This is a genomic window from Pirellulales bacterium (assembly GCA_035546535.1).
GTDB lineage: Bacteria > Planctomycetota > Planctomycetia > Pirellulales > JACPPG01 > JACPPG01.
On sequence record DASZWQ010000145.1, the window covers coordinates 1 to 19160 of the forward strand.

Sequence of the window (19160 nt, forward strand, 5' to 3'; positions counted from 1 at the left end):
AAAAGCCCTCGTGGCTTTTTTCAACCTCGCCAAGTGCGAAGCAAAGCTTCGCACGACTCGCAAAATAACGACTTACGTCGATATTTTGCCATCGCATCCCTGCGATGTCGCAGCCCGTTGAGTTCTTCAACAGGCTGCTAAGCCCGGTTGCCGTTTCGCGGCCGCTTCTTCGTGGCGCACACGTCGACGACGCGTCCTGTATCCGACAGGGCCACATGGAAGCGGTCTTCCCCTTCGATGCGATGCACCGACAGATGGTACGCCTCGTCGGTCACGGCAAGATACGGCCGGGCGTCGGGTTTCGCCGGCTTGCGAATCTTGCCCCAGGAACCGTCCCCCAGGTAGACGATGCCGTTTTTGTTCGTGTGGCCGCCCAGGAGGGGATGCGTGCGCTTGAACGTGTGGTCATGGTGCTCGAATACCGCGTCCACGTTGTAGCGCTCGAACAGCGGCACCCAGTGCTCGCGGTTGCCAGTGCCGGTCCCTTTATCACCGCCGGGAATGATCAATCCGGGCGGGCGGAACGATGGGTAAGCCGGCACGTGATTGAACGCAAACACGGTCGGGCATTCTTCGCGTTCTTTCAACGTTTTGGCCAGCCAATCGGTCTGTGCGCCTTCGATCGGCGTGGTGTGGTTCGTATCGAGCAAGACGAGCGACATGTAGTCGCCGAAATCCAGGCACGCATAGCCGGTTTCGGGAAACAGCCCGTCAAAAATCGAATAGAAGAAGGGCGCCTCTTTGCGCGTCTTTTCGTAACCGCCATCGACTTCGTGATTGCCGATGCAGCCCAGCATCGGAATCAAACGGTCCTTGTCGCGTACGTCGCGCGAGTAGTTCTTGAGGAATTCGAGGAAGACGTTGGCGTCCTTGCCGTTTTCGTAGGCCAGGTCACCGCCGATGACGACGAACTGCGGAGCTTGGGCCGCCGCGAGCTTATTGGTTTGCACCGGGTGGGCGCCGATGCCGGCGTCGCCGCCCGATACGAAGTGGATCGTGTTCGTTGCCTTGGAGGGCATGGTGCGGAAACGCTGCTCCGCCGAATCGAGTCCCACACGGAACGTGTATTCGGTGTCGGGCGACAGGCCCTCGAGCTCGGTGCGGACGATCTTTTTGTCCGTCAGCGGATAGGGCTTGGTCACGCCAGCCCGCTTGCGCCACTCTTTGCTGCCGGCCGGCGCGTACCAGATCGGATGTTCGGCCGCTTGCCGCTCGTCGCCAATCCATTGAATCGTCATGGTGGTCGTCGGATCGCGCTGCCAGGTCAGGAAGAGCGCGGTCGGCTCGAAGGTGGGCTTCTCGGCGAATGCCGGGGCAGCCGTGACCTCATCGCCCCACAGGGTGCGAGCATATCCGCCGGCCAAGAGCAGCGACCCGGTCTGCAAAAAGCGGCGTCGATCGAATTGCGGCATGATTCAAACCTCGTGACAAGGGGCGTGACGTTTTCGGCGGCCCGTCGGTTTCACAAGACTATAAACCGAAGCGCCGGGGCGCGTCGAGGTGCTCTTCGTTGTGCCGGGCGGCCCTTCATGTAACTCTAACATGCCGGGGTGTGCGACATCCGCCCACTACTGGCCGGCGCCGCGCCCGCTGTCGCAGAGGGACCGATACATGGGCGCCTTTGCCCGTTGGCCCGTAGATTATATTGATGGCGGGCACCATCAATGGTCCGGGGAAAGCAATCTCCTTGAGCGAAGCAACGATCACCAGCGTTCGCAACCCCCGCGTGCAGGCAGCCGCGCAGCTGCGCGAGCGGCGTGAGCGCGCTCGCCGAGGCCGCATCCTGATTGATGGCGCGCGCGAAATTCGCCGGGCGCTCGAAGCAAACGTCAAGCTGCTCGAGGCGTTTTACTGCTTGCCGGAAGCCGCCGACGATGATGCGAGGCAAGTGCTCGCCTCGCTCGAAGCTGTTGGCGTTGCCGTGATTCCGGTCGCGGCGCACGTATTTGCGCGCGTGGCGTACGGTGAACGAGCGGCGGGCCTCGTCGCCGTGGCGGAAACACCGCGAGCCACGCTCGACGCGCTGCGGCTACCGGAAAATCCGCTTGTGGCGGTCGTCGAAGCTGCCGAAAAACCAGGTAACCTGGGGGCCGTGCTACGTAGCGCCGATGCCGCCGGGCTGTCGGCAGTGATCGCCGCCGACGGCGTCACCGATCTGTTCAATCCCAACACGATTCGCGCCAGCCTGGGCACCGTGTTTACGTTGCCGGTGGCGGCTGCTTCAGCCGAAGAAACGCTTGCCTACCTGCGCCGGCAGCGGCTGCAAATCGTTGCGGCGCGCGTCGACGCGGCGAGCGATTACACCGACGTGGATTACACACGTCCGACGGCGATCGTCTTGGGGAGTGAAGCGGTCGGACTCACCGATCGCTGGCGCAGCGCCGACGTAACTGCTGTGCGTTTGCCAATGCGCGGAGCGGCCGACAGCTTGAACCTGTCGGCCACGGCCGCCGTTTTGTTTTACGAAGCCTTGCGGCAGCGGCGATAAGCCGACGCAAGTGCCATCAACGTTCCACCAGCCAGGCAAAGTGCCAACGAACCGGGCTCGGGCAGCGTGATTGTCATATTCCCGCCACCGTTGATCATTGAGCCATCGTACTGAGGCAGAGACGAGAAAGGCGCGCCCGAGGGCGGGTAGTCTGTCGTATTCAATTGGTCCAGCGGGATTTGCGTGTCGCTGGTGAAGAACTTTACGTCGGACAACGAGATTCCCTGCTGCCCTGCCGTGAGCGTTAGCTGCGGGACGGGAGCATGGTAGGGAAGTTCGAACCACTCTCCGACCGTTGGCCCGCCACTCACAAACGCGTTCAGGTGGACGATCAGGTAGTGGAATGCTCCACCGGGGCTTGTTGGCGGCGAAGGTTGGAAACCTATCGCCGGCAGTTGAACGAGTGGCGAACCCGACGAATCAGCGTAATACTGACTCGACGGCATATCGGAAAGCCAATTCGCACTGTCAACCGCACCCAGGTCGAGTCCGACATGCACCGAACCAGAGCCGGTTGCCAAGGGATCGCCCAGATAGGTCTCGTTGGTGTGCGTACCGTCGTAAGGGACTAGCCAGTTACTATCGCCCGGACTGCCCCCTCCGGCCAGATCCGACGGGTTGTCGAATGGATCGCTCGCCGGATCACCGGCGCTCATGCTGGGTAATTGTCCGGTGAGATCACCTGGGAACTGCTCCACCCATTGGCCAACGTTGGGAAGTGAAGGAAGCGGTATATCGGCAGCGTACATCCCGTCGTCGGGCAATTCGGGCCCGAGTGGATACGCGTAGGAAAGCGAAGCGCTGAATGCCACGAGCAGCATGGCGAGAAAAATGCGGCCGGCGAGACGAATGACACCGGCGAATCGGAAGTTCTTGCCCCGGACAAACGCACGATCGGTCTTCATTAGCGTCTCCTTCAGCGGCAGCGAGGAATCAGCCAACGTACGCGAGCGTCTTTCGCCTTTAATGTTCCCTTTCGGGCGTCCCTCCGAATCGATCTGGCTCTGCGGACGCCCCCCATTCTATAGGGACAAAATGTCGGGTCAACAAAATTCTTGAATTTCTCTTTCTCAGGAACTCTGCAAACTCTCTGCGATTTTGTGCTCAATGACGGCAGCGACATGTCACTCGCTACTCGTCGGTCACGCATCCTTCACTCGCGCTTTTCACATTCTTTATGTACTTATAAAGCGTGCCGCGCGTGGCCTTGTAGGCGGGGGCTTTCCAGGCCGCGCGCCGGGCGGCCAGCTCCTTTTCGTCGAGATCGACGGTGATCGCGTTATTCTCGGCGTCGAGCGTGATCCGGTCGCCGTTGCGCAACAGACCGATCGGGCCGCCCACCTGCGCCTCGGGCGTGACGTGACCGACGATGAAGCCGTGCGATCCGCCGGAGAAGCGGCCGTCGGTAATCAGCGCCACGTCCTTCCCCAGCCCGGCTCCCATGATGGCCGACGTGGGAGTCAACATTTCCGGCATGCCCGGCCCTCCCTTGGGACCTTCGAAGCGGATCACAATGACGTCCCCCTTGTTGATTTCTTTCCGCTCCAGGGCGTGCAACATGTCTTCTTCGCCGTCGTAGACCTTGGCGGGGCCGGTGAATCTCTGCCCCTCCTTGCCAGTGATCTTGGCGACCGCGCCGTCAGGCGCGAGGTTGCCGCGCAGAATCTGGATGTGACCGGTTTTCTTGATTGGTTTCTCTAGAGTCTGCACGATCTCCTGGCCTGATTTCAAGCCTGGCAGTTGGCTGAGATTCTCGCCCAATGTTTTTCCCGTGACGGTCATGCAGTCGCCGTCCATCAGCCCCTTCTCGAGCAAGTACTTCATGACCGCCGGGGTGCCACCGACGGCGTGCAGATCTTCCTGCACGAAGCGGCCGCTCGGCTTGAGGTCGGCAATGTACGGCACGCGATTGCTGACGTTCTGGAAATCATCGATCGACAGCGGAACGTCCACGGCCCGCGCCATGGCGATCAGGTGCAGCACGGCGTTGGTCGATCCGCCGAGCGCCATGACGACCACCATGGCGTTTTCGAACGCCTTGCGGGTCATGATGTCGCGCGGCTTGAGATCGCGCTCCAAGAGCAATCGGGCGGCGGCGCCAGCGCGAAAACATTCATCCAGCTTTGCGGGATCCTCGGCCGGAATCGATGAGCTGTAGGGCAGGCTCATGCCCAGGGCCTCGATCGCCGAGGCCATGGTGTTGGCGGTGTACATGCCGCCGCAGGCGCCGGCGCCGGGGCAGGCATGCCGCACGATTTGCTGCCGATTGGCGTCATCGATCGAGCCACTCAGGTACTGTCCATAGCACTGAAAGGCCGAGACGATGTCGAGCGCCTCGTTGTGCCAGTGGCCAGCCCGAATCGTGCCGCCATAGACCATCAGCGCCGGACGATTCACGCGTCCCATCGCCATCAAGCAACCGGGCATGTTCTTGTCGCAGCCCGGCAGCGTGATCAGGGCGTCGTACCACTGCGCGCCCATCACGGTTTCGATCGAATCGGCGATCAGGTCACGCGATTGCAGCGAGTAGGACATCCCCTCGGTGCCCATCGAGATGCCGTCGCTTACGCCGATCGTGTTGAAACGCATGCCGACCAAGCCCGCGGCCACGACCCCTTCTTTGACGCGGGCGGCCAGTTGGTTCAGGTGCATATTGCACGTGTTCCCCTCGTACCAGACGCTAGCGATGCCGACCTGGGCTTTCTGCATGTCGGCCTCGGTCATGCCGGTCCCGTACAGCATGGCCTGGCTGGCTCCCTGGCTGCGGGGCTGGGTAATGCGGGAGCTGAACTTGTTAAGCGGCCGGGTCATCTCACGGTTCTCCTTGCGGGGCGGGGGCGGCGTTGCGGCGGCGGCTGGGCCCGGGGTTGGTCGTATTCTTTGGTCGCGGGATTGTTCGATTCGGACAATCTTGCCTGCTGTGTGTGCAGGTGTCCAGTGGCCCAGGATGCACAGGCTTATGCTAGACCCTGCGGGGCCGTCAAAGGCTCGCGCAACAGCCAAACGACAGGTTCCATGCACAGCGTTCCAGCGATTCGAATCCGGCAGGCGAACGGCCAGACGATCAACGCACGCGGCGATTATGTCCTGTACTGGATGATCGCCAATCGGCGGGTGAACTGGAATTTTGCGCTCGATCGTGCCGTCGATCATGCGCGTGAGCTGAAAAAGCCGCTCGTGATTCTCGAAGCGTTGCGCGTGGGCTACCCGTGGGCCAGCGACCGCCTCCATCGTTTTGTCTTGCAGGGGATGGCCGACAACCAACAGGCGCTCGCCCGGCGGCCGGTTCTGTACTATCCCTATGTCGAGCCGAAGCAGGGCGCCGGTCACGGACTGCTCGAGCGGCTGGCGGACGACGCGTGCCTGGTCGTGACCGATGAATTTCCTTGTTTCTTTCTGCCGCGCATGGTGAATGCGGCCGCCGGCCGCCTGAAGGTGCGGTGCGAGGTCGTCGATTCGTGCGGGCTGCTGCCATTGCGTGCCGCCGAGAACGACTTTCCGACAGCGTACGCTTTTCGCCGATTCTTGCAGCGCGTGCTGCCTGAACATTTGCCGCATGTTCCGCGCGCTGATCCGTTCGCAGGCGTCAAGTTGCCGGCGCCACATCAGCTTGCCGCGTCGATGACACGCAATTGGCCGAAGGCCAGCGCCGATCTGTTAGCGGCGAAGGAAGCGGCGTTGCGCCAATTGCCGATCGACCACGCGGTGGGGCCGGCTTCGCAGGACGGAGGGGGCGTGGCGGCCGAGCGCTTGACCAGCCATTTTCTGCGAAAGCTTCTGGCCGATTATCCCGAGCGGCGCAACGAGCCCGCCGCGCATGCCACGAGTGGGCTGTCGCCGTATCTGCACTTTGGCCATGTTTCGTCCCACGAGGTGTTTCATCGCCTGGCTGAGCAAGAAGCTTGGTTGGCAGAATCGCTACCTGGCCTCGCGACAGGCAAGCGCCCCGGTTGGTGGGGAATGAGTGACGCGGCCGAGGCGTTTCTCGATCAACTCATCACGTGGCGCGAGCTGGGCTACAACTTCTGCACCTTTCGCGAAGACTACGATCGGTACGACTCGCTGCCCGACTGGGCGAAAAAGACATTGGCGAAGCACCGCCGCGATCGGCGCCGGACCATTTATTCGGATATGGAATTCGAAACGGCGCGAACGCACGACCGGCTCTGGAACGCCGCCCAGCGGCAACTCGTTGTCGAGGGACAGATGCACAATTACGTGCGCATGCTGTGGGGCAAGAAGATTCTTGAGTGGTCCGAAACGCCGGAAGAGGCACTGGCGACGATGGTTAAGCTGAATAACAAGTACGCCCTCGACGGGCGCGATCCGAATTCGTATTCGGGCATCTTTTGGATCCTGGGGCGTTTCGATCGTGCGTGGGGCCCCGAGCGGCCGATTTTCGGCACCGTGCGCTACATGAGTTCGGACAACACAGCCCGCAAGTTCGACGTCAAGCCCTACCTGGAGAAGTACGCTCCGGAGCGGGACACAGAAGAATCGGACGGGACAGCGCGAACCACGCACGTGCACCGGCTGTCCAAGCGGAAATGACTCTTCCCGCCTACCAACGCCGCCCGTTGTCACACTTGCCGCAGGGAATCCCTGCGCCGCGGCGATCCTCTTGGCGGTCCGGTAACGTGGCCGATATACTGCCGGCGCCCGAGTGGGCTTCGGCCGGGCCCCCCTTGCGTGGCCGCAGGCGCCGCGATCGGGCCAGGCGCTAGCGGCTTCTTTGTCGAAGTCGTTCGAGCGGTCGCCTCGGCGCTACCTCTCTGTCGATCATTTGGCGAGACAGCGTTCTGTAGTCTCCGTCCAGCGATCCCGCAATTAGTGTATGACGCATCCCTTATTCTCTGAACGACAGGCCCTACATCGATGACACGCGTTGCCATTCTCGGCGCCACGGGCTATTCGGCGCTGGAATTGATCAAGCTTTTGTTGCGGCACCCAGATGCGGAAATTACGGCCGTCACGAGCCGGCAGGAAGGCAACCCGCCGATCTCGCAAACACACCCGTCGCTCACCAAGCGTTTGGAATTGCCGCTCGAGGACTTGTCGCCGGCAGCCGTGGCCGAGCGGGCGGAATGCGTATTTAGCTGCCTGCCGCACGGCGTCACCTCGGCGCTCGTGCCCCAGCTCTTGGCCGGCGGCGTCAAGGTGGTCGATTTCAGCGCCGACTATCGTCTGCGAGACGCCGACGTTTACGCCAAGTGGTATGGCGAAAAACACCACGATCCGGGGCGGCTGGCCGATGCCGTGTACGGCCTGCCCGAGTTGTTTCGGAGCGACATCGTCAAGGCGAAGCTGATCGCCAACCCAGGCTGCTACCCGACGAGCGCCATCCTGGCCTTGGCGCCGCTCTTGAAGGCCGGCGTGATCGAGACGGGCGATATCGTCATCGATTCGAAAAGCGGCGTGTCGGGCGCGGGCCGGACGCTGAAGTTGGGGTCGCTGTTCGCCGAGTGCAACGAAAGCGTGGCGGCCTACGGCGTCGGAAAGCACCGGCATACGCCCGAGATCGAACAGATCCTGTCGACGGCCTGCGGCAAGCCGCTCGAGGTCATCTTCACGCCGCATCTGATTCCCATGGACCGCGGCATTCTCACCACCGCCTATTCCAGGCCGAAGCCGGGCGTGACCGAGGCGAACTTGCTCGACACGCTGCGCGAGTTTTACGCGAAGGAGCCATTCGTTCGCGTGGTCGAGCATTTGCCGGCCACCAAGGACACGACCGACACCAACTATTGCGATGTCACGGCGCGCCTGGTGCGCGGTCGCGTGATCACGATCAGCGTGCTCGACAATTTGATCAAGGGAGCCGCGGGGGCTGCCGTGCAGAACTTCAATCTGTTGTACGGCTATCCCGAAACGACAGCGCTATAAGAATCCAAATCGATTGAAAGTAATCTTCGACGCGCAGGAAGCAAACGAAATGTCTATCGCCGTACCACGAGGTTTTCGCATGGCCGGGGTTGCCTGCGGCATCAAGGCCTCGCAGAAAACCGACCTGTCGCTCATCGTCTCGCAATTGCCCGCCGTCGCCGCGGGTGTGTACACGCAGAACCTGGTGTGCGCCGCGCCCGTGACGTGGGACCGCAAGCACACGCCCAGCGATCGGATTCGCGCGGTCGTCGTCAACTCGGGCAATGCCAACGCCTGCACCGGTGAGCGTGGCGCCTCGGACGCGGCGCGGATGGCCGCCCTGGCGGGCGAGACGTGCGGCGCGCAAGCCGACCAGGTGCTCGTGCTGTCGACGGGCGTGATCGGCGTGTTCCTGCCGATGGATAAAGTCACGGCCGGCATCCGCGACGCCGCAGGAAAAATCGCCGATGATGAGAAATCGCTGGTGGCGGCCGCCACGGGCATGTTGACGACCGATACGACACACAAGCTGGCCGGCCGCCGCATTAAAATTGGCGATCGCACGATTCAGCTCACCGGCATGGCCAAGGGGGCCGCGATGATCGGCCCGCGCATGGCCACGATGCTGGGCGTGATCATGACCGACGCGGCGCTGCGGCCTGCCGACGCGCAGAATCTGCTCAACGCCGCCGTGGAAGACAGCTTCAACTGCATCAGCGTCGACGGTCATATGAGCACCAACGACACCGTGCTGCTCTTGGCCAACGGCGCCGCCGGCGACGAGCCGCTCTCGGGCGAGGCGCTCGCCGCGTTTGGCAAGGCCCTGGAGGAAGTCGCGATCGATCTGGCCAAGGCGATTCCAATCGACGGCGAAGGGGCCACGCACCTGATCACGGTCGAGGTCGACGGCTGTGCTTCGCGCGATGCGGCCCGGCAGATCGCAAAGACCGTCGCGGAAAGTCTGCTCGTGAAAACAGCCGTCGCGGGCGCGGATCCCAACTGGGGACGCATCGTCTCGGCGGCCGGCTACGCGGGCGTGCCGTTCCGGCCCGAGGGAGTTAGCCTGCGCGTCAACGGCGTGCCGCTTTACAAGGCCGGCCAGCCCACGGAGTTCGATCGAGCTGCGGTGTCGAAATCGATGCGCGAGAACCGCGACGTGACCATGCAACTATCGTTCAGCGAGGGTTCGGCGAAGGTGCGCTTCTGGACGACGGACCTGACGGCCGAGTACGTGCGGCTGAACGCGGATTACACGACCTGAACGTGGCGATGCTTTTCGCAGCCGAGTTTCGGCGACCCGCGGAAACGAAGAAGCGGCGGGCGAGCCCGCCGGCTACAGGGGGTATTGGTTTCTAGCGCTGGCGACCGGCGAAACGCCTTACCGGCCGCTGCTCGACGGACGCATTACGGTGCGCCGCTGGCTGGATGGCGCGCTTTGGGTGTTGACGCTCAGGCTGTCCCGTTCCATGGCTGCCAGAGAAATCTCCTTGGCCAGATTGCACAGTTGGTCGCGATCTTCTTCGGGCACCTTGGTGAGCTTCGCGGCCAGGTTCTGGACGACGCGAGGATCGCGTTCGGCGCTGCGCGAAACCATCGACATAAAGGCGGCCGTCTCGCGGAAATTGTGGTCGGCCGTTTTGCCCACCAGCGGCTGGAACGTCTTGGCGACGAATTCCAGGCCCACGTTCTGCAGTTGAATGAACGCGTCGAGCCGGCACGTGATGTAATACTTGTCGTCGGTTTCGCGCACGTAACCGGTCTTCAACACGAGCAGGCATTTGCCGTGTACGGGATTGATGAACAGCGGGCCGCTGTACGAGCCGTCGGCGTACATGACGTGGGTGTCATAGCTGCGATACAGGTACTCGACATGTCCGGCGGTTCCGACGCCGTCGTTGGCGCGGTAGGTGTCTTCGCCGGTTTTCTCGAGGCGCATATCGCTGACGTCCATCACCTCCCACATGTTCACGACCAGGTCGGGATGCTCGATCAGGAACAAGTACAGGTTCGGATCGCAGGCAATGACTTGTGTCGGCAGCCGGCGAAAGATCGAAACCTGCGACATGACCGAGGCGACTTTTTGCCGGCCATCGTCGGTCAACTTGTCCATGGGAATGACGCGTACGGCATCTTCCCGCGCCGAGCGCGAGGTGCTGGCGACTTCGGGCTTGGCCGCGCACGCCGCGCGTGGCGCAGCTCCCAGGGCCGCGGCGAAAGTGAGTGTCACCAAGAGTCCCGCCCACGAGCGCCAACCGTGGCGGCGCGGTTTGCGGGGCCGGCGAATCCGAGCGTGCGCGCGGTCCGGCATCGCCATCGTCTGATGTTCGTCCACGAAGTCCCCCCCTTCAGGAACTGCCGGAGTCTCGATTTTCGAGAGCCAGACCATCAGGCCGGCCGTCAACACCGAGATATCCGCGGCCGCATCGCGGCCCTTACGGTTATTCGGCTTTTGCCTGTCGCGAAGGCCAGAGAATCTGGCATGCCTTTGAGGGGGCTGCTAGCACGCGGCGAAACTCGGCGGTTGCGGTGGTTGGTTGCAGGCGATTGGGTGGCCCTGACAACTTGTTGTCAGGGCGCCGCACGCGCATAGCGTTCTCCGACCGTGGCTGATAAAGAACGGGCGCTGAAACGGAGCCGGAGCGCCTGCGGCGCACGGACTGGCGAGCTGTCCGTGCCACCCAGGGAACGGCCGCCACCAGCGTCGCGTTGCGAGCGAAAACGAAAACGCCCACGGCCGGGTGACCGTGGGCGTTTGGTGCGTATCTCCGGCATGTTCAGGAACAGTTGCTAGCGCGTCTGCCGGAAACTAGTCGCGGTTCCGCATTTTCACCAGCAGCCGCAGAATTTCCAGGTACAGCCACACCAGGGTGACCAGCAATCCGAACGCGCCGTACCACTCCATGTACTTGGGGGCGCCGCGGGTGACGCCGGTCTCGATGAAATCGAAGTCGAGCACCAGGTTGAGCGCCGCGATCACGACGACGAACAGCGAAAAGCCGATGCCCACCCAGCCCGATTGGTTGACGAGCGGAATGTGTACGCCAAAGAAGCCGAGCACCATCGTGGCCAGGTAGAAGAGGCAGATGCCACCCGTGGCCGCCACGATGCCGAGCTTGAAGTTTTCGGTCGGGCGAATGATGCCCGTCGCGTAGGCCGTGAGCAGCGTGGCCAATGTACCGAAGGTCAGTGCCACGGCTTGCGGCACGACGCCCGGGTAGACGTATTCGAAACCGGCCGAGACGCCACCCAGAAACACGCCCTCGGCCAGGGCGTACAGCGGTGATGTGTAGGGGGACACGGCGGGCTTGAAGATCGTGATCATCGCCAGGATCAGGCCCGCGATCATGCCGATCATGCCGTACGTGTAAACGACGGGCGGCACGTTGGCGACTTGCCCCACAGCCACGTCGGCGGCGGCAAAGCCTTGCATCGTTTGGAACCAGGTGAAGCTGGCGCCCGCGACGACGATGGCCAGCAGGATGGCCGCCTTGATGGCGGTGCCTTGCAGCGTCATCGTCGTCGAGACGCTGGCGTCATGAATCTGAAACACGCTGGCGTTCAGCGCCGGATTGCTGGTACGCATCAGGGACATCGTTTTCACCCCCACGGGAAAATCGAAAGTGAAGTTGGCTTCCGAGGAATTATCACAATATACGTCATTGCCGGCGCGCGCGGCAAAAAGGGCGGTTTCCACCGGGCGGCGTGGCACATCGGTGGCACGGACAGCTCGCCTGTCGGTGCGCCGAAGGTGGTCTGAACGATTCCCTTCTAGAAAAGGCCGCGCCATGCGGCGGCGGCGACCAGGCCGGCAACGAATGCCAGCCAGAAGGCGAGTTTCGAGCGATGCGAGGGCGGCGTGGGCCCCGGTGCTTCCTCGACGAGCGAACCGGCCAGGGCCGTCGGTACGTCGACGCCATTTTCGATCAAAATGCCGGCGGCTTCCGCATCGATCTCGGGCATATCTACAGCTTAGCATGCATGGCTAGAATAAAAGGCCCTGCGAACGAACTCCCTCATTGGAAGGCACTCGGCCATGAAAAGAATCTTCCTTGTTCTGCTCGGATTGCTTCTCACCGCGACGCAACAAGCGCCAGCCCAAACGGTCATTCCGCTCTATCAGGGCGCGGCCCCCGGCTCGGAGAATTGGACGCACGAAGAGCAGGACTACTTTTCGCCGATCTTCAACACGCAGGTCGTAACGAACGTCGTCAAGCCGACGCTGACGGTATATGCGCCTACGACGAAAGAAGAGGGCAATGGCACCGCCGTGATTATCTGCCCGGGCGGCGGGTTTCACGCACTGTCGATCAACAGCGAAGGCGTCGACGTCGCCAGGTGGTTGAACGAACGGGGCGTCACCGGGCTGGTGCTGAAGTACCGCCTGGTGCCGACGGGCAAGGACGGCGTTGTGGAAATGATCGGCAAGAATCGCGACAAGGTCCAAGAGGACATGCGCAGCCACTTCCCCTTGGCGGCGGCCGACGGCATCGCGGCCGTGAAGTACGTGCGCGATCATGCCGAAGAGCTGCACGTTAATCCAAAGCGTATCGGCGTCATGGGTTTCTCGGCCGGTGGATCCGTGACCTCGTTTGTCGCGCTGAATTACACCGCCGAGAGCCGACCCGACTTCGTGGCGCCGATCTACGCCTACCTGGGCGTGATCGGCGAAGCGCCGGTGCCGCAGGATGCGCCGCCCCTGTTTGCGCTGGCTGCCTCGAACGATCCCTTGGGTCTGGCCGACGACAGCGTCGAGCTCTACAGCAAATGGCTGGCGGCCAAGAAATCGGCCGAGCTGCACATGTACGCCAAGGGAGGCCACGGCTTCGGCATGAAGACGCAAAAGCTGCCCAGCGATCACTGGATCGAAACTTTTGGTGCGTGGCTCGACGGGCAGGGTTTGCTGAAGAAGTAGGAACGCGCAATCATGGCGGTTCGCCAATGAAATAGCTCATTAGGCGAACAGCCACTATGTAGGCGGGAACTCCGACAACGGCAACGAACACGGGAGTACCGCAAATGCAGAGCAGTACGATCCAATCGCTGCCAGGTTTCATTGCTACATCATATCTCGCAGCGAAACCTGTTGCTCATATGTGACGGACGACAACCTACCCCCTTTTGCAATCCGCCCGCGCGCATCGTAAGATGCTCCGCTTGGAGAGTATCGCACACCTTCGCCAGAGGCTAACGACCGTGGGTCACCAGCAAACCAAGCAGCATCGCCCGGGCAAGCATTCGTATCACCAGATCGGCCTGGTTCGTGGCCAGTTCGGCAACGTGCCCGAGGAGAAATGGCTCGATTGGATCGCTGCCACTGGTTTCGACGGCTGGGAAGAGGCCAGTTGGGAGCTGGCGCTCGATCGCTGCGGCGATGACGCCGGCGCCAAGAAATACGCGGAAGAGCGCGTGGCGGCGGCCAAAAAGCGCGGGCTGGAAATCTTTTCGATCGCCGGCCATCTGCAAGGACAGGCCCTGGGGGACGAGCCGTCCGCGAAGACGTTGCAGTTTCTGGGCGGCGAGGCGGTCGAAGCGTACAGCCGCTGGCGCAAGGCCGGCAACAACCCGCCGCGCACCGATCCGTTTTACGTCCCGCCCGAGGTCGGCGAGATCGCCCACCGCCAGGCGACGACGGCGCTGGTGAACATGGTGCGACTCGCGCACTTTGTCGGCAAGTTGCAGGATCGCGTCATTCCGGTGTCCGGCTTTGTCGGTTCGCCTGCGCATTGCTGGTCGCATTGGTTTTTGTTCCCGCCGCTGCCGTCGTCGCTGGGCGGCCACCCGATTCCGGACGTCTACAAGGTCAGCTTGGAACTGCTGGTCGAGCGTTTCGCGCCGGTCTTCCAGGCTTGCCAGAAATACGGCACGACCTACGACCTGGAATGCCATCCCAGCGAGCGGGCGATGGGGGATATCACGAGCGCTGGCGAATACCTGAAGGCCGTCGACGCTGCCGGCTTCGCCAACGCGGCCGGGTTCAACTTCGATTGCTCGCACATGGAATGGCAGGGCGTGTCGGGCATTCATTTCATCCGCGAATACGGCGACCGTATCCATTGTGCCCACATCAAAGGGGTGCAGGTCATCAACGGCTACACGCGCAACGGCCGCTTGGGCGGACATCGCCCGATGGGGGACAAGGAAAACGGCTGGAACTTTGTCACCGCCGGCACGGCGCGCGACGCCGCGACGACCGAGCCCCTGTTCGTCGAGCTCAATCGCGCCGGTTTCAGCGGCGCCGTCTCGATCGAGTGGGAAGATAACGACGTCGAGCAACACGCCGGCGCGAAGCAGGCGCTGGCCAACGTGCATCGCGCCGATCAGCCGCCGAGCTTCATGAAGCACGACGAGCAATTGAAGGCGTAGGCGTCTTTCGCCTGTGACTTTTCATACTTCGCGCTACTGCGAGCGCTTCGCGCGCTTTTTAATTCCCCTCCCTGCCAGGGAGGGGCCAGGGGAGGGTAACGCGAGCCGTCTCCGACAGCGCATTTTTCTATTGCGAGATCTCGCCGACGCCCGGCAGCGTCAATAATTCGCGCCGCACGCGCGACATGATCGCCGGCGACGAGGACACGTAGTCCCAACCGTGCCGGCGATTCATCTGCGGCTGTACGTTCACCTGGTAGACCTTGGCACGCTCCGCACCCAAGCGCCCGGGTGCCGCCAGGCCGGTCGCGCCCAAAGCTTCCGGCCCGCGCCGCCCACCCCACAGTCGCGGGTAGAAGTGCAGCACGAAATCCTTCGGGTTGTACATGATCACCAGGCGTTCGACCTGCGAAATGGCGTGCTCGTGACGCATGCCCGGCAGTAGCCAGTTGTTGGCCATCGCGGCGCCGATCAACAGCGCGTTCGTGGCATGCCGATCGGGATGCTGCCGCTCGGCGAGCTCTCGTCCTTCGAGCGTACCGCCGCCCAACAGGTGCAGGCCGCCGGTGACAACCCGCGCGCCGTAGCTATATCCGCCGAGGGTCAGAGGAGTTTCGGCGGGCAGATGATCGATGAACGACGCCAGGTAATAGCCCTCGATATTCGTGCGGCAGGCCTTGAGCTGCGCGTCTTTGCGGTACGAACAGATGACTTTCTCGCTGGGCCACGACCAGACGACCAACCGCGTCGGCGGGGTAGGGCAGCGTCCCGCGACCAGCTCGCGATAGAATTCCCGCCCGCGCGACTCGGCCTCGGCCGGATCGGTGTCATTGCCGTGAACCAGGACGGCGGTGGTCCGGCCCGGAACGTCTGTGGCCACGAATTCTTCCAGGCTCGAACGCGTCCAGCCGTGGCCACAGATGAAGCGCTCGACACCCGGCGTAAACTCGGGCGAGCAGCCGCAGGGGGCGCTTGGCAGGTTGCGCGTGCTGACGACCCACAGTTCATGTCCTGCGCCGTCGGCGTCCGCGAAACTTTCTAAAGCGCTTGTGCTCTTGATTTCTAACCCGGTTTCTTGAGCGGCTGGAACCGATTCGCCATCGGCGAGCAACTCGTCGCCGGCCATATCCAGGGCGCCCGTTTCGATCGATGCGGCCGGCCGCGGCGGGCCCAAATCAACTTCGCTATCGAACCTGGCATCGGCGAGGCGATCCAGATCCATCGCCGACAGGGCGGCAAATTGCAGCACATTGCCGCTGGCGATTCCGGCGGCGGCGAGCAGAGAATCATCGTCCGGAACCGCATCGTTTCGTGCCGCGTCGGACGTATCGTCAGCGGGCGAATCACGCCCGATCGTGATCGCCGGCCCCGTCGAGCTTTCCGCGCGATCGCTAGCGCGGGCCGCAGACGTGCAGCAAGCGATGGCCAGTGCGCCGGCGACGAAGCCGGCGCGTGCGCAACGTCGGGCGCTACGAAGCAAGAGGCAGGACACCGGCAGGCAGACCTTGTCGAACAGGAATGTCGGGATACGAGTGGCAAAGCGCAAGCACTTAAGCCCCCGCGCACCGATGAGCGTCCTTGCCGAAAGCTCCTCAGCTTTCCCGATCCTGCGCGCGGCAGAATACGTTTCGTACGGCGCGCGACGTTTTCTCCAGTCGTGTGCGGAATCTGCAACGTTTATCGCGCAAAAAATCAACACGTTGCGTTTGCACATCACGTAGAGTGGGGTAGAGTTGTTCGACCCACTGCCTCGCCGTGATGTGCAGTTTCTATTGGAGGTGCGATTCATGAAGAGGCTACTTGTTTTGACGGCCGCAGCGGCTGTACTGGCCAGCTCGAGTGGTTGCTTCCACTGGTTCAACCGTGGTGGCTCCTGCCAAAGCTCGCCGCCCCCCTGCGGTACGCCGCAAGCGACCTACTCGGCCGATCCGTACATGGCGGCTCCGGCTGCGACGGTCGTGGCTCCCCCGCCGCCCGCAACCTACGTTGCGCCCGGCCCGCAAGGCTAATACGCCAGGCGTATCCGCGCCCGACGTATGGTCTCGCGACATGCAGTCTCGCACGCTCGCGCACGTTGTGCAAATCGCCAGGCACAGCTTGCGCGCTGACAAGCGCTTTCAGGATGCGCCCGAGCGCGGCATCATCAGCCGTGTGACCGTGCGCGCCCGTGGCGCTCGCGAGATGACCGACTGACAATTCGCATGCCCGACTCGGCGCCGCGTCCCCTCCCGGCACGCGACACCGAGCCCGCTCGACAACGCGCCCGTGAGGCAGCCGCACCGATCCTGAATGCGGCGCCTCGCGGGTGAGCGAGCCGTGCTGCCCCGTCAGCCGACTTTCTTCGCTGGGCCCAGGGTAGATGCTATGCGCCGGGTGTACCGCCTTGGTACGCTCGTGTGACGCTCGCTAGAATGACGGTTTTGTCATTCCAGCCCACGAGCGCGCCGCCATGTCTGCCCCTTCCACTACCAAAACTGCCGCCGACGATCTGAAACGCGATCAACAGCATTTGATTCACCCGCTGCAGCGACCTGCCGCGCAAAAGCAGGCGCACGAGTGGGTCGAGGGACGTGGATCGTTTCTCGTCGATCAGTCGGGCCGTGAATTCATCGACGCTCTGGCTGGGCTGTGGAATGTCGTCGTCGGGCATGGCCGCGCCGAGCTGGCCGATGCCGCCGCCGGCCAGATGAAACGGCTCGCCTTCGCGACGGCTTATGCCGGCAGCACCAATCGGCCGGCCATTGAGCTGGCCGAGCGGATCGCCGGGCTGTGCTACAAGAGCATCAAGCGGTTTTTCTTCACCTCCGGCGGCGCGGAGTCGAACGAATCGGCCTTCAAAACCGCGCGCTATTACTGGCGCATGCAGGGCAAGCCCGAGAAAATCAAAATCATCGGCCGGCAGTGGGGCTATCACGGCACGACGATGGCCGCCATGTCGGCGACCGGTATCGCGTCGTACTGGCCCATGTTTGCTCCGCTCGTGCCCGGCTTCTTGCACATTGCGAGCCCTTACCCTTATCGCTTTCAACCGCCGGCCGGAACGGCAGCCAACGATCCGCGCACGCCGGGACAAATGGCCGCGGATTTATTGGAGATGGCGATCCAGCGCGAAGGGCCCGACACCGTGGCCGCTTTTTTGGGCGAACCGGTGCAAGGCGCGGGCGGTGTGATCGTTCCGCAGGATGACTACTGGCCGCGCATCCGTGCCATTTGCGACAAGTACGACGTGCTGCTCTTGGCCGATGAAGTGATCACGGGCTTTGGTCGCACGGGGCACTGGTTCGGCCTGTCGCGCTACGGCATCGAGCCCGATATTTTCTCGTTCGCCAAGGCGATCACCAGCGGCTACTTCCCGCTCGGCGGTATCGGTATCAATCAGCGGATCGCCGAAGTGATCGACACAGCGCCGGACGAAATGACTTGGATGCACGCGTTCACGTATTCGGCGCATCCGGTCGGTTGCGCCGTGGCGCTGGCGAATCTCGACATCATCGAGCGTGAGGGTCTGGTCGAGCGCGCCGCCGCGCTGGGGCGCCGGTTGCTTGCTGGGCTCGAGACACTCAAATCGCACCCGCACGTGGGCGATGTGCGCGGCCTGGGGCTGATGGCTGGCGTGGAGTTAGTCGCCGACAAGGCAACCAAGGCCGAGTTTCCGGCCGCCGACAAGGTCGGGCCGCGCGTCCACGCCGCGACGCAAGAGCGCGGGATGTTCACCCGCCTGCGTGGCGATGTCTACAACCTGGCGCCGGCCTTCACGACCAGCGAAGCCACGATTGACCGCATGGTGGAAATCCTGGGCGAATCGATCAAGGCCGTCCTGGGTTGATGCGGCACCGTCGCCAGCCGGCGTGCCATGCTTTTCCGCCACGGGCGGATAAGCATGCCGGGTCCCGTGCGTCCGTGCCCGGTCGCCGCTGGCGGCCCTGGGGTGGCCTATTTATACTGGGGTTTTGTCCACGACCCGCCGGCGCTGCTCGGGGCGCGGCGAGCGTCAGGAAGCATGTTCGGGAGGCATCACGGCATTGGCGGCGTCTGACGATCACGTCCGGCGAGACGTGCTGTTTCACGGTCGCGTGCAGGGGGTTGGTTTCCGCTATACGGCGCGCCATATCGCCGCGCGATTTCGCGTGACTGGCTATGTGCAGAACCTGCCCGATGGCCGCGTGCGGCTGGTGGTCGAGGGGGAAAAGGCCGAAATCGATCGCTTTCTCGCCGCGGTGACGGCCGAAATGGCCGACAACATCCACGGGCAGGACCAGGAAACGGGAGCCGCGACCGGCGAGTTTGCGAACTTTTCCGTGCGACACTGAGTTCGAGTTTCGCAGTTTAGGCCGCCAGAGCGGCCGTGTTTTCCAGGAGGTCGAGGACTTTTCGGCTACCTTGGCCGCCGAGTCCCCATGAGGAAACTTGTTCGCGGAGGCTGCATCGTCGCAAGGTGCCCAGCATA

General features: G+C 63.0%; 17 protein-coding genes. 10 read left to right on the forward strand and 7 right to left on the reverse strand.

Annotated elements, in window-relative coordinates; all coding sequences use genetic code 11:
- Nucleotides 1-137: 137 nt before the first annotated feature.
- Nucleotides 138-1412 (reverse strand): metallophosphoesterase family protein, encoded by a 1275-nt coding sequence (locus VHD36_17335; GenBank protein HVU89091.1) that lies wholly within the window; start codon nucleotides 1410-1412, stop codon nucleotides 138-140.
- Nucleotides 1413-1687: 275 nt separating this feature from the next.
- On the opposite strand from VHD36_17335, the gene VHD36_17340 reads away from it, so the two are divergent.
- Nucleotides 1688-2488: an RNA methyltransferase gene (locus VHD36_17340; protein HVU89092.1), complete on the forward strand. Its 801-nt coding sequence runs from the start codon at nucleotides 1688-1690 to the stop codon at nucleotides 2486-2488.
- Here the strand turns inward: VHD36_17340 and VHD36_17345 are convergent.
- Nucleotides 2461-3393: a hypothetical protein gene (locus VHD36_17345; protein ID HVU89093.1), complete on the reverse strand. Its 933-nt coding sequence runs from the start codon at nucleotides 3391-3393 to the stop codon at nucleotides 2461-2463. The genes VHD36_17340 and VHD36_17345 overlap by 28 nt on opposite strands.
- 226 nt (nucleotides 3394-3619) lie before the next feature.
- Nucleotides 3620-5299 (reverse strand): dihydroxy-acid dehydratase, encoded by a 1680-nt coding sequence (gene ilvD / locus VHD36_17350; GenBank protein ID HVU89094.1) that lies wholly within the window; start codon nucleotides 5297-5299, stop codon nucleotides 3620-3622.
- Nucleotides 5300-5503: 204 nt separating this feature from the next.
- Between ilvD and VHD36_17355 the strand changes: the two genes are divergently transcribed.
- From VHD36_17355 to argJ, 3 genes are all read left to right on the forward strand, one after another.
- Nucleotides 5504-7039, forward strand: a complete 1536-nt coding sequence (locus VHD36_17355; protein HVU89095.1) for a deoxyribodipyrimidine photolyase — start codon at nucleotides 5504-5506, stop codon at nucleotides 7037-7039.
- 324 nt (nucleotides 7040-7363) lie between these two features.
- Entirely contained in the window at nucleotides 7364-8371 is a 1008-nt protein-coding gene (argC, locus tag VHD36_17360; GenBank protein ID HVU89096.1) for an N-acetyl-gamma-glutamyl-phosphate reductase, read from the forward strand.
- A 49-nt stretch (nucleotides 8372-8420) separates the two neighbouring features.
- Nucleotides 8421-9611 carry a bifunctional glutamate N-acetyltransferase/amino-acid acetyltransferase ArgJ gene (argJ, locus tag VHD36_17365; protein ID HVU89097.1) on the forward strand — a complete coding sequence of 397 codons (1191 nt, stop codon included), beginning with the start codon at nucleotides 8421-8423 and terminating at the stop codon, nucleotides 9609-9611.
- Between the two features lie 117 nt (nucleotides 9612-9728).
- Here the strand turns inward: argJ and VHD36_17370 are convergent, their stop codons facing one another.
- The 3 genes from VHD36_17370 to VHD36_17380 all read right to left on the reverse strand — a co-directional run bounded on the left by VHD36_17370 (nucleotide 9729) and on the right by VHD36_17380 (nucleotide 12310).
- Nucleotides 9729-10754, reverse strand: coding sequence for a hypothetical protein (locus VHD36_17370; protein HVU89098.1), 1026 nt, complete (start codon nucleotides 10752-10754; stop codon nucleotides 9729-9731).
- A 402-nt stretch (nucleotides 10755-11156) separates the two neighbouring features.
- Entirely contained in the window at nucleotides 11157-11933 is a 777-nt protein-coding gene (locus VHD36_17375; protein HVU89099.1) for a Bax inhibitor-1/YccA family protein, read from the reverse strand.
- Between the two features lie 185 nt (nucleotides 11934-12118).
- On the reverse strand, nucleotides 12119-12310 hold the full coding sequence (locus tag VHD36_17380; protein ID HVU89100.1) for a hypothetical protein: 192 nt from the start codon (nucleotides 12308-12310) through the stop codon (nucleotides 12119-12121).
- Between the two features lie 73 nt (nucleotides 12311-12383).
- Here VHD36_17380 and VHD36_17385 point away from each other — a divergent pair, with 73 nt between their 5' ends.
- The gene (locus VHD36_17385) at nucleotides 12384-13262 is read left to right on the forward strand and encodes an alpha/beta hydrolase (protein HVU89101.1); all 879 of its coding nucleotides are present in this window, start codon (nucleotides 12384-12386) and stop codon (nucleotides 13260-13262) included.
- A gap of 281 nt (nucleotides 13263-13543) precedes the next feature.
- Nucleotides 13544-14713, forward strand: a complete 1170-nt coding sequence (locus VHD36_17390; protein ID HVU89102.1) for a TIM barrel protein — start codon at nucleotides 13544-13546, stop codon at nucleotides 14711-14713.
- 127 nt (nucleotides 14714-14840) lie between these two features.
- Here the strand turns inward: VHD36_17390 and VHD36_17395 are convergent, their stop codons facing one another.
- Nucleotides 14841-16259, reverse strand: a complete 1419-nt coding sequence (locus VHD36_17395; GenBank protein HVU89103.1) for a hypothetical protein — start codon at nucleotides 16257-16259, stop codon at nucleotides 14841-14843.
- A 241-nt stretch (nucleotides 16260-16500) separates the two neighbouring features.
- On the opposite strand from VHD36_17395, the gene VHD36_17400 reads away from it, so the two are divergent.
- From VHD36_17400 to VHD36_17415, 4 genes are all read left to right on the forward strand, one after another.
- Nucleotides 16501-16722: a hypothetical protein gene (locus tag VHD36_17400; GenBank protein HVU89104.1), complete on the forward strand. Its 222-nt coding sequence runs from the start codon at nucleotides 16501-16503 to the stop codon at nucleotides 16720-16722.
- A gap of 40 nt (nucleotides 16723-16762) precedes the next feature.
- Nucleotides 16763-16906 carry a hypothetical protein gene (locus VHD36_17405; GenBank protein ID HVU89105.1) on the forward strand — a complete coding sequence of 48 codons (144 nt, stop codon included), beginning with the start codon at nucleotides 16763-16765 and terminating at the stop codon, nucleotides 16904-16906.
- 256 nt (nucleotides 16907-17162) lie between these two features.
- Nucleotides 17163-18539, forward strand: coding sequence for an aspartate aminotransferase family protein (locus tag VHD36_17410; GenBank protein HVU89106.1), 1377 nt, complete (start codon nucleotides 17163-17165; stop codon nucleotides 18537-18539).
- Between the two features lie 196 nt (nucleotides 18540-18735).
- Nucleotides 18736-19023 carry an acylphosphatase gene (locus VHD36_17415; GenBank protein ID HVU89107.1) on the forward strand — a complete coding sequence of 96 codons (288 nt, stop codon included), beginning with the start codon at nucleotides 18736-18738 and terminating at the stop codon, nucleotides 19021-19023.
- Nucleotides 19024-19160 lie beyond the last annotated feature (137 nt).

Bases quoted from the DNA above. Each gene is read 5' to 3' on its own strand.
- VHD36_17400 (HVU89104.1), top strand. From the start codon at position 16,501: ATGAAGAGGCTACTTGTTTTGACGGCCGCAGCGGCTGTACTGGCCAGC.
- VHD36_17410 (HVU89106.1), top strand. From the start codon at position 17,163: ATGTCTGCCCCTTCCACTACCAAAACTGCCGCCGACGATCTGAAACGC.
- argJ (HVU89097.1), top strand. From the start codon at position 8,421: ATGTCTATCGCCGTACCACGAGGTTTTCGCATGGCCGGGGTTGCCTGC.
- VHD36_17345 (HVU89093.1), bottom strand. From the start codon at position 3,393: ATGAAGACCGATCGTGCGTTTGTCCGGGGCAAGAACTTCCGATTCGCC.
- argC (HVU89096.1), top strand. From the start codon at position 7,364: ATGACACGCGTTGCCATTCTCGGCGCCACGGGCTATTCGGCGCTGGAA.
- VHD36_17385 (HVU89101.1), top strand. From the start codon at position 12,384: ATGAAAAGAATCTTCCTTGTTCTGCTCGGATTGCTTCTCACCGCGACG.
- VHD36_17335 (HVU89091.1), bottom strand. From the start codon at position 1,412: ATGCCGCAATTCGATCGACGCCGCTTTTTGCAGACCGGGTCGCTGCTC.
- VHD36_17355 (HVU89095.1), top strand. From the start codon at position 5,504: ATGCACAGCGTTCCAGCGATTCGAATCCGGCAGGCGAACGGCCAGACG.
- ilvD (HVU89094.1), bottom strand. From the start codon at position 5,299: ATGACCCGGCCGCTTAACAAGTTCAGCTCCCGCATTACCCAGCCCCGC.
- VHD36_17375 (HVU89099.1), bottom strand. From the start codon at position 11,933: ATGCGTACCAGCAATCCGGCGCTGAACGCCAGCGTGTTTCAGATTCAT.
- VHD36_17380 (HVU89100.1), bottom strand. From the start codon at position 12,310: ATGCCCGAGATCGATGCGGAAGCCGCCGGCATTTTGATCGAAAATGGC.
- VHD36_17405 (HVU89105.1), top strand. From the start codon at position 16,763: ATGCAGTCTCGCACGCTCGCGCACGTTGTGCAAATCGCCAGGCACAGC.